This is a genomic window from Nonomuraea zeae, assembly GCF_005889725.1.
Taxonomy (GTDB): domain Bacteria; phylum Actinomycetota; class Actinomycetes; order Streptosporangiales; family Streptosporangiaceae; genus Nonomuraea; species Nonomuraea zeae.
On record NZ_VCKX01000315.1, the window covers coordinates 1 to 13,446 of the forward strand.

12 protein-coding genes and 2 pseudogenes are annotated in these 13,446 nt (G+C 71.0%); 10 read left to right on the forward strand and 4 right to left on the reverse strand.

From position 1 onward, the window contains the following. The 3 genes from ETD85_RS51980 to ETD85_RS51990 all read left to right on the forward strand — a co-directional run. The coding region (locus tag ETD85_RS51980; RefSeq protein ID WP_138697264.1) for an NAD(P)/FAD-dependent oxidoreductase at positions 1–712 on the forward strand (712 nt) is incomplete at its 5' end. 5 nt (positions 713–717) lie between these two features. Further along, entirely contained in the window at positions 718–2,136 is a 1,419-nt protein-coding gene (locus ETD85_RS51985) for an MFS transporter (RefSeq protein WP_138697265.1), read from the forward strand. Positions 2,137–2,245: 109 nt separating this feature from the next. Next, the gene (locus ETD85_RS51990) at positions 2,246–2,668 is read left to right on the forward strand and encodes a hypothetical protein (RefSeq protein ID WP_138697266.1); all 423 of its coding nucleotides are present in this window, start codon (positions 2,246–2,248) and stop codon (positions 2,666–2,668) included. Between the two features lie 185 nt (positions 2,669–2,853). Here the strand turns inward: ETD85_RS51990 and ETD85_RS51995 are convergent, their stop codons facing one another. Beyond that, positions 2,854–3,015 (reverse strand): hypothetical protein, encoded by a 162-nt coding sequence (locus tag ETD85_RS51995; RefSeq protein ID WP_206059422.1) that lies wholly within the window; start codon positions 3,013–3,015, stop codon positions 2,854–2,856. Between the two features lie 278 nt (positions 3,016–3,293). On the opposite strand from ETD85_RS51995, the gene ETD85_RS52000 reads away from it, so the two are divergent. The 5 genes and pseudogenes from ETD85_RS52000 to ETD85_RS66395 all read left to right on the forward strand — a co-directional run. After that, positions 3,294–3,986: an alpha/beta hydrolase gene (locus tag ETD85_RS52000; protein WP_138697267.1), complete on the forward strand. Its 693-nt coding sequence runs from the start codon at positions 3,294–3,296 to the stop codon at positions 3,984–3,986. Between the two features lie 59 nt (positions 3,987–4,045). Further along, complete coding sequence (locus tag ETD85_RS65185; protein WP_206059423.1) at positions 4,046–4,546, forward strand: ATP-binding protein; 501 nt, start codon at positions 4,046–4,048, stop codon at positions 4,544–4,546. After that, positions 4,528–6,822, forward strand: a complete 2,295-nt coding sequence (locus ETD85_RS52005; RefSeq protein WP_206059424.1) for a helix-turn-helix transcriptional regulator — start codon at positions 4,528–4,530, stop codon at positions 6,820–6,822. The genes ETD85_RS65185 and ETD85_RS52005 overlap by 19 nt, the downstream gene beginning before the upstream one ends. Before the next feature lie 135 nt (positions 6,823–6,957). Continuing rightward, positions 6,958–7,253: pseudogene (locus tag ETD85_RS52010) on the forward strand (IS982 family transposase); the annotation flags it as partial. 56 nt (positions 7,254–7,309) lie between these two features. Next, a pseudogene (locus ETD85_RS66395) lies at positions 7,310–7,417 on the forward strand (IS5-like element IS4811 family transposase); the annotation flags it as partial. 76 nt (positions 7,418–7,493) lie between these two features. Here ETD85_RS66395 and ETD85_RS52015 read toward each other — a convergent pair. Next, complete coding sequence (locus tag ETD85_RS52015; RefSeq protein ID WP_206059426.1) at positions 7,494–10,376, reverse strand: hypothetical protein; 2,883 nt, start codon at positions 10,374–10,376, stop codon at positions 7,494–7,496. Positions 10,377–10,639: 263 nt separating this feature from the next. On the opposite strand from ETD85_RS52015, the gene ETD85_RS52020 reads away from it, so the two are divergent. Next, positions 10,640–11,128 carry a CAP family protein gene (locus ETD85_RS52020; protein WP_138697269.1) on the forward strand — a complete coding sequence of 163 codons (489 nt, stop codon included), beginning with the start codon at positions 10,640–10,642 and terminating at the stop codon, positions 11,126–11,128. A 167-nt stretch (positions 11,129–11,295) separates the two neighbouring features. Here ETD85_RS52020 and ETD85_RS52025 read toward each other — a convergent pair whose 3' ends face one another. Next, positions 11,296–12,153, reverse strand: a complete 858-nt coding sequence (locus ETD85_RS52025) for an AraC family transcriptional regulator (protein WP_138697270.1) — start codon at positions 12,151–12,153, stop codon at positions 11,296–11,298. A gap of 76 nt (positions 12,154–12,229) precedes the next feature. Here ETD85_RS52025 and ETD85_RS52030 point away from each other — a divergent pair, with 76 nt between their 5' ends. Further along, positions 12,230–13,099, forward strand: coding sequence for an alpha/beta fold hydrolase (locus ETD85_RS52030; RefSeq protein ID WP_138697271.1), 870 nt, complete (start codon positions 12,230–12,232; stop codon positions 13,097–13,099). 159 nt (positions 13,100–13,258) lie between these two features. Here ETD85_RS52030 and ETD85_RS67125 read toward each other — a convergent pair whose 3' ends face one another. Further along, entirely contained in the window at positions 13,259–13,381 is a 123-nt protein-coding gene (locus tag ETD85_RS67125; RefSeq protein WP_276617407.1) for a hypothetical protein, read from the reverse strand. Positions 13,382–13,446: the final 65 nt, after the last annotated feature.

The following is a 13,446-nucleotide window of genomic DNA, read 5'->3' on the forward strand; positions in this document are numbered from 1 at the left end:
CGGGGGCGGTGGCTTTCGCGTGGACCTCTCCGGCGGCGGCACGGCGGACGCCCGGCGGCTCCTGCTGGCCACCGGGCTGGCCGACGAGTTGCCCGGTCCGCGCGGGGTCGAGGCGCTGTGGGGCCGGTCCGCGTTCCACTGCCCCTACTGCCACGGCTACGAATGCACCGGCCGGCAGGTCGCGGTGATCGGCGCGCAACCGGCCCGCGTACGGCTGGCGCTGCAGCTGAGCCGCTTCGCCGCCGACGTCGCGCTCTGCACCGGCGGCGAGCCCCTCGACGCCGGGTCCCGCGCGCTGCTGGAGTCGAACGGCGTCGCCGTGCGCTGCGAGCCCATCGCCCGCCTGGAGGGCACCGGCGACCGGCTGGAGCAGATCGCGTTCGAGAGTGGCCCGCCGCTGGCCAGGGAGGCGGTGTTCGTCGTCAACGTCGCCCGGCAGCGCTCCGGCCTGGCCGGCCGCCTCGGCTGCGCGTCCTTCGCCGACGGATGCGTGGAGGTGAACGAGTTCGGCCAGACCAGCGTGCCCGGCGTGTACGCGGCAGGCGACATGGCGCGGCGGGCCGGCGTACCGATGCCTCAGGCCGCGGTCATCGCCGCGGCGGCGAGCGGCATGATCGCCGCCGCGATCATCGACCAGGACCTGCTCAGCGCCGACTTCGACCTGCCCAACCCGTTCGCGCAGACCCCGTCCGGGCCGCAGGCGGAGGGCTGAAGGTCATGTCCGCGAACCTCGTAGCGTCCAGCGCCCCGCCGCGGCCGGGCAACGTGCCGCTCGCCACGGCCGGCCTCCTGATCGGCATGCTGCTGTCGGTCCTGGACCAGACGGTGGTGGCCATCGCCCTGCCCGACATCGCCGCCGACCTGGGCGGCATCTCCGCGATCGGCTGGATCGTCACCTCCTACGTGCTGGCCTCGACCGCGACCGGCGCGCTCTACGGCCGCGTCAGCGACCGCTTCGGCCGGCGCGCGGTCTTCATCGCCGCCGTCGCCGTCTTCGTCGCGGGCTCCGCGCTGTGCGGCCTGGCCCAGACGATGCCCCAGCTGATCGCCGCCAGGACGGTGCAGGGCATCGGGGCCGGCGCGCTGTTCGTGCTGCCCACGATCGCGCTGTCCGAGCTGTATCCGCAGCACCTGCGGAGCAGGGTCCAGGGTTTCACCGGCGGCGTGTTCGCGCTGGCCAGCGTGGGCGGCCCGCTCGCCGGTGGCGCGATCACCGACGCGTGGGGCTGGCGCTGGATCTTCTACATCAACCTGCCTCTCGGCCTGCTGAGCGTAGCGCTCACCGCGATCGCGCTGCGGCTGCCCGGAACCGGCGGTGGCGGCAAGGTGGACCTGCCCGGGGCCCTGCTGATCGCCGGTGCGACGGTGGGCCTGCTGCTGGTGGCCGAGTGGGGCGGCGGGACGTACGCGTGGACGTCCGGCGTGATCCTCGCGCTGGTCGCGGCGGTGGCGGTGACGTCGGCGCTGTTCGTGTGGCGGGAACGGCGGGCGGCGAACCCGCTGCTGCCGATGCGGCTGTTCGCCGATCCCGTCCTGCGGGTCGTGCTGCCCGCCACCGCGCTGCTCGGCGCGTTGCTCGGCGGCTCGATCGTCTACCTGCCCACTTACCTGCAAGCCGGGTACGGGATGGGGGCGACCCAGGCGGGCCTGGCGCTCAATCCGTACGTGCTGACCTTCATGGCGGTCTCCTCGCTCGCCGGTGCCCGCATCGGCGCGAGCGGCCGGTTCAAGCCGTACCTGCTCGCCGGGTCGGTGATCGCGGTGCTGGGGTTCGCCCTGCTGGGCCGGATCACGTCGGACGCTGCCTATGCCCTGTTCGCGGTGGAGATCGGCGTCCTGGGCATCGGTTTTGGGCTGCTGATGCAGAACCTGGTGGTGGTCGCGCAGAACGCGGCCGCTCCTGCCGATCTGGCCGCGACCACCTCCGCCGTGGTGTCCGTCCGCGGTCTGGGCCTCTCGCTGGGCGTGGCCCTCTTCGGCAGCCTGCTCGCCCGCGAGCTCCAGGGTCGAGCCCCGAGCCCAGCGGCGACCGCGGCGGCCATCCCCGACGTCCTGTTCTGGGGTGCACCGGCCGCCGCCGTCCTGGTGGCGCTGATGGCCCTGCTGCCCAGGGCGGTCAACGTCGCCACCTCGTAGGAGCGCCCTGAGGATGCCCGCGGGTTCCAGCCCGTTCCGCTGCCGGACGGCGGATCGGAACGCCGTGGAACGCCTATCAACCGAAACGTTCATCGAAAGGGGCAATGACGTGCATCGGATCATGTCCTTGGTGTTCGCCCTGCTGGTCGCCCTGGGAGTGACGGCCGCCGCGACGACACCGGCAGCGGCGGCGACCAGTCCGGCGCTGTTCTGCCAGGTCATCGGCAACACCACCGGCAGCGGCGGCGGGGCCGGGCAGGGGTGGTGCGGCACCCGCTTCGCCGACTCCTCGTACGTCCTCGACTTCGGCGTCGCCAACGGGTTCAACTTCTACAACTGGACCGTGCCGTCCAAGTACCAGAAGGTGGCCGGCTGCAATGTGAGCACGCCGTTCTGCGACATCGTCGTGAAGGCCAAGGCCGCCGACCAGAGCGTGACGGTGACGGTGACCACGGACGACGTCACCGCCACGGCGGTGACCGTGTCCGCCACGGCCGAGATCCCGGCAGTCTGCGGCAAGTTCCTCTGCTGATCGATCCGCAGAGGAGGGTGAGGGAGATCCCGTCCGATCAGGCGGGATCTCGTGCTCTCGGAGGTCCCGCCGTAAGGAGGACCGAACGTGGTCATCGCAGGGCGCGCTGCCGCTGATGTGGGCCCTGGACGGGAGCGCCGGGCCGAGGAAGCTTGGTGGGCGTTTAGTTCTGTCTGGTCCCGGGTTCAGGTGCTGCGCCAGGTAGAGGTGTCCTCACCGGTGAGCCGGCGGGTCGTGAGGTCGATCATGACGATGTGGATCACGGCTTCGGAGCGGTCGGGGCGTGCTTCGTAGTCGCGTACCAGGCGGCGGTGGAGCATCAGCCGGCCGAAGGTTCGCTCGGCCACCCACCGGCCTGCCAGGGGCGGATGATCAGGCCCATCGGGCGGAGTCCGGGAACATCACCCCGGACAGATCAAGGATCATCGATCGCGGCGCCGTCGCTGTGGTCGCTTCGGACGACCCGCTGCGTCCGGCGGCCCGCTCCCCCGAAGGTGATCTCGCCGGACGAGGACAAGTGGCTATCGCTGCAGGAAAGCAGTCGACCTACGTCATTTGACGCAATCGAGGCCTGATTCCGCGGTCTACCGTTCCTGGCATCTCCCTCATTCAAGGAGGCGCTGTCGTGAGCGCAGAAATCAAGAACATCGTGCTGGTGCACGGCGGGTTCGTGGACGGTTCCGGGTGGCAGGGCGTATACGAGCACCTGACCGCCGACGGCTACCGCGTCTACATCGTACAGAACCCCACCCTGTCCCTGGCCGGCGACGTGACCGCCACCCACCAGATCCTCGACGGCGTGGACGGCCCCGCGGTCCTGGTCGGGCACTCCTACGGCGGCGTCGTCGTCACCGAAGCCGGCAACCACCCCAACGTGGCCGCCCTGGCGTACATCGCGGCGTTCGCCCCTGACAAGGGCGAGTCGGTCAACACCCTCATCGCAGACCCGCCGCCCGGCGCCCCGGTGCCGCCGATCCTGCCCCCAGTGAACGGCTTCCTGTTCCTCGACCGCGACAAGTTCCACGCCTCGTTCGCGGGTGACCTGCCCGAGGCTCAGGCGCGCTTCATGGCCGACTCGCAGGTGCCGTGGGGTGTGGACGCCCTCGGCGGCGCGGTGTCGGAGCCCGCGTGGCGCAGCAAGCCGTCGTGGTACCTGGTCGCCTCCGACGACCGCATGATCCCGCCGCCCGCGCAGCGTGCCATGTCCGAGCGCGCGGGCTCGACCGTCTCCGAGGTCGCGGGCAGCCACGCCGTCTACGTGTCGAACCCGGCGGCCGTGGCAGCCGTCATCGCCCAGGCCGCGGCCGCCCTCCCGTAGACCAGCTCCAATAGGCAGGCGCAGTAGACAGACCGGGCCCGGCGATGGAAGGTCGGGGGATGGACCGGCTCGAGGCACGGCACGCCCTGTTCGGCCGCGAACCGGAACTCCGCCGGCTGCGCGAGGCGATCGCCCGGATCGCCGACGGCGCGGGGGAGGCGCTGCTGCTGACCGGGGAGGCGGGCGTCGGCAAGACGTCCCTGCTCGGCCAGGCCGCCGCCCTCGCGACCGGCAATGTGGCCGGCGGCGCGTCCGGTCGTGGGATCCGGGTGCTGCGCGCCGCAGGGACGCAGTTCGAGGCCGAGATCTCCTATGCGGCGCTGCACCAGCTCCTGCACCCGTGCCTGGGTGAGGCGTCCCGGCTGAGCCCGCTGCTGACCGGGGCGCTGAATGTGGCGCTCGGCCTGGGCGAGGGCGCCGCTCCCGAGCCGCTCCTGGTCGCCACCGCGGTCCTGGCGCTCCTCACGGCGACCGGCGGACCGGTACTGCTCGTGATCGACGACCTGCCATGGCTCGACGCGCCAGCGCGATCGTGCTCGGCATGGTGGCAAGACGCCTGAACGGCCTGCCCGTGGGCATGCTGGCGGCCTGCCGTACCGGCGAACCCGGCTTCTTCGACGTCGGCGCGCTGACGGCCGTATACGTGGACCCGCTCACCGAGGACGCCGCGGCACAACTACTGACCAGCCGTTACCCGGTCATGACGCCGCGCGTGCGGCGGCGACTGCTGGCGGCGGCGCGCGGCAATCCGCTTGCCCTGCTGGAACTGCCGGTCTCCCTCGCCGACCTGGGCGACCCCGTGACGGGGACGTTGCCGGCGCCGGTGCCGCTGACGCACCGGCTCCACGACGCCTTCGCCTCCCGGGTCCGCGCGCTGCCGCCGCCCGTCGTGGAGTTGCTGCTGCTCGCCGCCCTGGACGGCACCGGCGACCTGGGGCTCGCACAAGCGATCGACGCCGACCGCGGCGGCGGGTCCCTGCACGCCGCCGAGCAGTCGGGCCTGGTGCGCGCCGAGGAGTCGGCCGAACGCCTGACCTTCCGGCACCCGCTGATCGCATCGGCGGTGGTGGACCTGTCAACCAGCGAGCAACGCCGCCGCGCGCACGCCGAGCTCGCCGCCCGCCTGGCCGGCCGTCCAGAACGGCACGCCTGGCATCTGGCCGAAGCCGCCGAGGGGCCCGATGAGAAGGTCGCCGCTCTGCTCAAGGAGGTCTCCTTGGCCGCGCTGCGACGCGGCGACTCCGTGGGGGCCGTGGCTCACCTGCTGCGCGCCGCCAGGCTCAGCCCGCCCGGCCGGGGCCGTAGCGGGCGCCTGGCCGAGGCCGCGTACCTGGGCTCGATCGTAACCGGCGACCTGCGGGACACGCCCCGGCTGCTGGAGCAGGCGCGGACCGCCGACCCGGGGCCCGACGACGTGCTGCCGGTGGCCGGGGCCCGGGCTTTCCACCTGCTCCACGGTGACGGCGACGTGGACACCGCGCACCGGCTGCTGGTGACCGCGATCGGCGACCAACCGCTCGACGCGGGCGACATCGTGGTCATCGAGGTGCTGTACACGCTGCTCATGGTGTGCTTCTTCGGCGGCCGGGCAGAGCTCTGGCCGCCGCTGCACGACGCCGTCGACCAGCTCACGCCCCACCCTCCGGAGTTGCTGGTCGTCTTGTCGCACACGTTCGGCGATCCGGCGCGCCTCACGCCGCAGATGCTCGCGCGCGCCGACGCGGCCGTCGCACGCCTGGAGGCGGAGGGCAGCTCCGCGCGGATCGTGCGCACCGGCATCGCGGTCGCCTATCTCGACCGGCTCGCGCAATGCCGCGAAGCCCTCCTGCGGGTGATCCGGCACGGCCGCGAGGGCGGCGCGGTCAGCTCGGCCATCGAGGCGCTGTTCCTGCTCGGGCAGGACGCCTTCCACACCGGCCGCTGGGACGAGGCCCAACACCTGGTCGACGAGGGCCTGCAGCTGTGCCAGGCACACGGCTACGACCTGCTGGCCTGGCCGGGACGGCTCACCGACGCCCTGCTGGCCGCCGCCCGTGGCGACGCGGGGAAGGCGATCGGAACGGCCCACGCCATGGAGGCCTGGGCCGCGCCCCGCCGCGCCGGGATCATCAGCACGTACGCCGCACACATTCGAGCCATGACCGCGCTCGCCGACGGCGATTTCGAGACCGCGTTCCACCGCGCGGCCGCCATCAGCGCGCCCGGCACCCTCGCCCCGTACACGCCGCACGCGTTGTGGGTGTTCCACGACCTCATTGAGGCCGCCATGCACACCGGGCGCACCGCGCAGGCCGCCGACCATCTGGCCGCCGCCCACGCCTGCGAGCTGGATCGGCTGTCGCCGCGTCTGCGCCTGGTCATGCTGGCCGCCGCCGCCGTCACCGACGCCGGGGCCGACACCTCAGAGCTGGATCAGGCGATCCGCGAGCCGGGCAACGACCGCTGGCCGTTCGACCTGGCCCGCGTCCAGCTCAGCCTCGGCGCCCACTTACGCCGCGCCAAGCGGACCACGCAGGCCCGGGAGCACCTGTCCCGGGCGTCGCGGACGTTCCACGGCCTGGGCGCGGTCCCGTGGGCGCGCCGAGCCGACCAGGAACTGCGGGCCACCGGCATCAGCCATGCCGTCCCGGGGACCGGGCTGTCATCGCTGACCCCGCAACAGCGGCAGATCGCGCAGCTCGCAGCGGCCGGATTCACCAACAAGGCGATCGCCGCGCAACTGTTCCTGTCGCCGCGGACGGTCTCCACGCACCTGTACCAGGTCTTCCCCAAACTAGGCATCACCTCCCGCGCCGCCCTGCGCGACGCCTTGGCCGAGCTGACCGATCCCGAATGAAACGCGGTTGACGGGCTCGCCTTGATGGTTGATTCCAAGGGGTAGAGATCAGCTGTTCGGCTGCGGACATGAAGCGAGGGCGTTCAAGATCCGTTTGTGACGACAGAACTGAACACCCTCGCGACAGCACTGTAGGTGAAGATCGACGATCAGCTGATCGCTTCCCCTGATCTCGCCCCCGAGCGACCCCGGATCGGGATGCAACCCAGGCTGAGCGACGCCGAGCTGGTCACGCCGGCAGTGCTGTCAGCGCTGCTCGGCTTCACCTCCGAGCGGCGCTGGCTGCGCTACGCCCGCGCCCACCTGAGCGGCCCGTCCCCTACCTGCCCGGCCAGTGCGGCTGCAACAACCGCCTGCGCGCCGCCACCGCCCTGGTGCTGCATCTGATCCGCATCCTCGGCCGGGACACCAGCCTGTGGAGCGACGACGTGTGAGTGGCCGACTCCACCCCCGTGGAATGCGGCCGCTCCCGCCAGACCGCCCAGCGCTTGTGCGAGCCCGGCGCAACTGCCGAGACCATGAACGGCTGGTCCAGCACTCCGAAGCGCACATCTCCTGGTCAGCGATCGCTTTGATGACCCGGCGCCTGACCCGGCGGCGCTCGCGGCGAACATGGTCCGCCGCGAGCGTCCCTCCTGCGTGAGCGTCTCGTGCGCGTGCTGTGGGGGTTGTCAGGCCTGGTCGTGGAGCTGGGCGCGGGTGGTTTCGGCTTGTTCGACGATGGTGGCCAGGACCGGCGGGGGGACGTCCTTGTCGCGGAAGGTGTCCACGAGCTGGTCCAGGACGACGTCGGCCTGCTTGAGATCGCCGGCGCGGGCGTGGGCGCGGGCCAGGCGGCGCATGGTCTCGTTCAGGGTGATGTTGTCGACGCCGGCGTCGATGCCCGGGTCGAGGGTGGTTTCCACGACCGCGCTGAGTTGTTCGATGCTGGTGTCGGTGTCGGCGCGTCGGACGCTGATGCCGTCCTTGCCGAGGGTGAGGAAGTGGCGTCCGGCGTTGGTGCCCTTGACCATCCGCGCGTACACGGCGAGGGGGTGGTCGCCGTGGTCGGCGATGAGCGTGTCGAGGGCGTCGTTGCCTTCTTGTAGTTGCGGGGTGTCGGAGCCGAGCAGGGCCAGCAGGGTGCCCTGCTGGGAGCCGATCAGCAGGTCGCCGGCCTGCTGGTCCTGCTCGTCGCGCGGCGCGTTGACCTCAATGGCGTGCTCAGGGGAGGTGACGGTGGAGCCGTCGGGTGCCTTGTACAGCGCGCGCAGCTGGTAGGTGCCGGACGTGGGGAAGGTGAGACCGTCGGCGCCGTAGCCGAGGTAAGCGCTGTCGTACAGGGCGGGGGTGGAGGCATCGAGGGTGACATGATCGGGGCTGCCGCAGGCGCGGGCGATGGGCCGGAACGGGCGGATGGCTCCGGCCGGGTCGGTGACCAGGATGGTCAGGTTGTCGCCGCGCGGGCTGAGATCGGGGAAGGCGTCGGCCTGGGCGGTGCTGCCGTCCAGCGACAGTTTGATCTCGGTGACGACGGGCTCGCCGTGGGAGAAGCTGTCGCGGCCGGACAGCTCCAGGCGCAATCCCGATCGGCTGGCCGGCGGCAGGTCGAACTGCTGCAGGGCGGGGCGGTCGGCGGCGCCGGTCCCGAAGCCGCGTCCGCCCATGACGAGGTCGTTGTAGAAGCCGTGGCGCAGATGCCGCCGTTCACCGTCGGTGAACTGGAAGGCGAAGGCTTGCCAGTAGGCGACGATGCGGCCCCCTACGCCCGTGCTGCCCGTCTCATCGCCGGAGGGCCAGTACTGAGTGGGGTAGTTCATCCACGACAGGTCGCCGTGGCCCTTCCGCGGCCCGAGCTGGTCCGCGTTCTTTTCCCAGCTGTGGTTCAGGTTGAAGGCGTGGCCGATCTCGTGCACCCAGGTGCGCAGCGTGTCGCGTGCACCCTCATTTTTCATCTCGTCGTGGAACATGGCCAGCCCTTGGCGTTGGTGGCCATCGAAGAAGTCGAACATTACGCCCCGGGTGCCGTCGTCGACGTAACGGGTGGCGGCAAAGCCCCACAGCTTCCACTGCGGGGTGTCTCGGTAGCCGCTGAAGTTGCTGACCATCGCGGCATGCAACTCGGCATTAGACCACCTCAAGTTCGTGGCCTCCTCCGTTCCGGCCTGGGCCTTCTCGTCCTCGCCCACCCACTGGTTGTTGACGTCGATCTCATCAGCCTTATCGGTCATGCGTAGCTCGATCCCGACGTCGGCGAAGGCCGACTGGACGGTGATCAGCTTCTTGGCCAGGCCGGGCGGACGGGGATAGGCGCCGGTGAAGTACTGGGGCGCCGAAGTGGTGCCCTTGATGGCGTCGACCTCCCAGTCGATGGTGCGCAGGAACCGGGAGGTGTAGGCGCAGGTGTAGGTGGTGGGCTTCGATCCGTCGGGTTCGCTGCGGGTGAGGGTGGCGATACCGCCGGGAGCGAGTTTGTCCACCACCACCGAGATCTTCGTCTTGCTGGTGTTGGTGGCGTACTTCGCGGTGCCGGTGATGGTGGCGGGCAGGGTGACGGCCTGGTTGCCGTCCAGGATGAAGGAGTTGTAGTAATCCCCGTCTGCGTAGAACAAGTCGCCGGAGACCACCGGCAACTCGCCCTCCAGATCGACGCGCAGATCGACCCGCAGGCCGTCGGTGATGCCGGAGAAGCGCCCAGCGGCCGGCAGCCGGGGCTTGTGGTAGTCGGCGGGCAGGGCGCCGAGCCCGGTCATCGCCTGGCCCCAGGTACCCACGGCGATGGGGCCCTTCTCCCAGTCGAAGTACATCGCCTGGTCGCCCTTGATGAACAAGGTCTGACTGTCTGTCGCGCTAGAGCCAACGAACAGGACGGCGTGATCGAAGTCGCCGCTCATGTCCTTGGGTAGCATCTTCCACCCGGCCTTCGGCATCCCGGCAGCCGCCATCTCCGACAGGGGCCCCTGGTAGCCCACGCCCTCGCCCCATCGGACGATCGCGCACTGGTCGCCCTTGATCAGCAAGGTGCGGCGGGTGCTATAGACGGTGGGTAGCTGCATGGCGATGTCGATGTCGCTGCGGAACGCGGCCGGGATATGAGGCCCGAACTCCGGGAAGCCGGTGATCGGCCCCTGGTAGATGACCTTTCGATCGCCCCAGTTCCACTCCAGGCATTGGTCCCCGGCGAGGAAGAGCGTGTTCCCGTTTTTGTGGTGAAGGTAGAAGGCGCCGTCGCTACAGCTGGCGAACGGCTCGGGCAGACCGGTGAACGCTCCGTCGAACGCTTCCGACAGCGGCTTCTGCCACTGCAGAGCCTGCGTGTCGATCAGCGCGGCCTCCTCCCCGCGCAAGAACCACAGCTTCCATGGCTGTTGGAACGAAGTCGGGATGACCGCGGAGAATCCGGTGGTCTTGCTGCGCATGAACCCCATCGCACGCCTCCCCTGCCGGGCCCGGAGGACCCACGCCGATGACGCTAAGAGACTGGCTCGATACAGACAATGAGCACAAACTGTCAGGCCGGGCCGAAACAAACCGAGCGGCAACCCCTTTTGCTTACGGGCCACCCATAACCTCAACGGTCCTCCCCTCGGCCATGCCTGGGGCCGCCCCCACCGCCTCCTGAGCTGGTACGAATCGCCAGGTCCGAGACCAAATGTGTCCGAGCCTCCCAAGCGTGTCGTGTCCGATGTTGGACAGCGGCCGCACCTGGCGAATGTCTGCGGGGCGGCACAGGATGCGAGGCAGGCGGCTGCAGGAGCAGCCGTCTGCTGCCGGTGAGACACGATGAGCAGCGATCGTGGCACGGCAGGCCGTCCTGACGCTGTTCGAAGGATGTCTCATGACAGGAACCCGACCCGCCCTGCCCAACGCCACCACGCCGGAGTTCCAGGCCGAGGCGCTCGCCGAAGCCAACGCCTACCGGGCCAAGCACCACGCGCCACCTCTGGTCATGGACCCGGAACTCAACGCCTACGCGTTAGAGCGGGCCTCCTCCCGCTCCGAGCAGGAAAAACTCGCGGCGGGTCACACCGGCCTGCGCGCACAGACGGGAGAGAACATCTTCTGGGGCGGCGACGCTGAAGCCCTGCCCGGATCAAGGGCGGTCAAGAAGTGGTACGACGAGATCGCCGCCTACGACTTCGCCGCCGCCCAGTTCTCACCCGGCGCCGGCCACTTCACCCAGCTGGTCTGGAAGGCCAGCACCAAGGTCGGCATCGCGCGCGTCGCGGGCCAGCCAGGTGAATACTTCGAGACCTACATCGTGTTCGTCTTCGAGGAGCGCGGAAACATGCAGGGCGCATTCGCCGACAACGTCCTGCCCGCCTGAGTCAAGGCCGCCCACCAGCGTCGGGCAAGGGGCCGATCCACGACCTCGCGAAGACTCGCGGTCCGACAGCCAAACCGTGCGAACAGGTCACTCACGGATGCACGGCGCTCGCGGCGGATACCATCCGCCGCGAGCGCCGCCGGGGATCCTGGTTCGAGGACAGCCACTTACGGGCTCAGACTCGCGTACCGTCGCACCTGCTCGGCCCATGCGATGTCGTCGACCGCGAGAAACGGCTCGCCGGCCACGGTCGCGGGGGTCACCCCGGTGAACTCCACGACGTCCCGGTGCAGATGGGACTGATCGGCGTAGCCGGCGTCGGCCGCGACCCGGGCGGCGCCCTCACCCGCGACCAGGCGGTGGGCGGCATGGTCGAAGCGGACCAGCTTCACGGCACGCTTGGGCGCCAGGCCGAGCTGCGACCGGAACCGGGACCACAGGCGCTTACGGCTCCATCCGACCTCGGCCGCCAGCCCTTCGACCCGGGCCAGGCCGCGGTCGCCGACGATGCGCTCCCAGGCCCAGGCCACCTCCGGGTCCACCGGCGGCCCCGCCTCATGCCGGCGGGCGAGCAGCGCGTCCGTCAGCGCGAAGCGATCCTGCCACGACGAGACCTCGCCCAGCCGCTCACGGATCCGGGCCGCTTCCCCGCCCCACAGGTCGTCGAGCGCCACCACGTCGCCGCCGAGGTCGGCCGGGGAGACGCCCAGAACCGCGCGGGCGATCACCGGGGACAGCCGCACCTGCACGCACTCGACGTTCTCACCCCGCGCCCAGACCGCGCCTCCTGACCCGATCCCGGGCCCGGCGACGACGCTTCCCCGCTGCTGCCGCCCGGCGGCGGAGTCCAGGACGGGCGAGCCGGCGCCGAAATCCAGCAGCAGCGTCACGGCCGGGTGCGGGACCATCCGGAGCGCGTCCAGGTCCCGGACGCGGAACCCGGCCATGGTGACACCGGCCACCCGGCTGGGCCGCTGCGGGCACGCGACCTCCCAGACAGCCGAACCGTGCACGAACGTCCGCACCGTCCCATGCTATGCGAGCCGGGGGCGGGAACATTTGTCCAAGCCGCCGGCACGTGCGGGCGGCGACAGTGGGCTCATGACTATTCGTGACGGCGAGCCTCAGGTGAACGGCGACGCCGAGACCTCGACCCTGACCCTGGACGACGGCGACATCCACGTGAGCCAGGACGGCCCCCGCGACGCCCCCGCGCTCCTGCTCATCCACGGGTCCGCCTCCTCGATCCGCTCGTGGGACCAGCTGGTCCCGTTGCTGACCGGATCCCATCACGTCATCCGGATCGACCTGCTCGGGCACGGCCGGTCGGCCAGACCGGCCGACCGCAGCTACGCGACCCCGGACCAGGCCCGCCGGGTCGGCGCGGCGCTGGACCGGCTGGGCGTCGAGCAGGCTACTGTCGTCGGCCATTCCAGCGGCGGCGCGGTCGCCACCGCCCTCGCCGAGCAACGGCCCGACCTGGTGACCGCGCTCGTGCTCATCAACGCCGGCCCCAGCCTGGGCGCCTTCATCCCGTCGGAGTCCGCCGCGATCGCACCCACGCAGTGGCCACCGACCGACGAGCAGATCCGCCAGTTCGCGAGCACCGGTTTCAGCCGCGCGGGCTATCAGGTCCCGCAAGAGCTCCTGGACGAGGTGCGCGCCATGACCCTGCACACGCTCACCGCGACGATGCAGGGGACCAGCGCCTACCTGGCGCAGCAGCCGCTCCCGGACCGGCTGGCGGTCCTCGGCAAGCCGCTGCTGGTGATCTTCGGCGAGGACGACCGCAGATGGCGGTCCGCATCCGCCGCCGACTACCGCATCGTTCCCGGCGCGGAGGTCGAGTTGCTGCCCGGCCTCGGGCACTCGCCCATTCTCGAGGATCCGCCGCGCACCGCCGCCCCGCTCCTGGCCTTCACCACGATCCACGCCGCCGCTCCGGCCGAACGCCGGACGCACGGCGGATGATCCCGGAAGCGGCACCGGGCGGGCCGGGCACCCGGTAGCCGCGCTTGCTGGGACGGCGTCCGGTGGTGGCAGGAGATCGAGGCGGCGGTCTCGCTGCTTGCCGGTGCGCTCCTGGCACCTGCGATGCCGGGAGCGCCGGGTCAGTGCCCGCCGCCGGCCTCAGCCGGCCAGATGGTGGGCGATGGCCTGCTCCCACGACGCCAGGAAAGCCGCGTATCCGGCGGCGAACTCCCGCAGCGTCCGCTCCCCCTCCGGCGAGAGCGCGGTCAGCTCGTACGTCACCTCCACGATGCTGCCGCCCCGCCCGTCCTCCCCCTGTCTCTTCTACACATCTGACGCTGCCGACG

What these genes read in the sequence shown, in the direction of transcription:
- ETD85_RS51985 (WP_138697265.1), top strand. Translation starts at nt 718, where the DNA reads ATGTCCGCGAACCTCGTAGCGTCCAGCGCCCCGCCGCGGCCGGGCAAC.
- ETD85_RS65185 (WP_206059423.1), top strand. Translation starts at nt 4,046, where the DNA reads ATGGACCGGCTCGAGGCACGGCACGCCCTGTTCGGCCGCGAACCGGAA.
- ETD85_RS52005 (WP_206059424.1), top strand. Translation starts at nt 4,528, where the DNA reads ATGGTGGCAAGACGCCTGAACGGCCTGCCCGTGGGCATGCTGGCGGCC.
- ETD85_RS52020 (WP_138697269.1), top strand. Translation starts at nt 10,640, where the DNA reads ATGACAGGAACCCGACCCGCCCTGCCCAACGCCACCACGCCGGAGTTC.
- ETD85_RS52030 (WP_138697271.1), top strand. Translation starts at nt 12,230, where the DNA reads ATGACTATTCGTGACGGCGAGCCTCAGGTGAACGGCGACGCCGAGACC.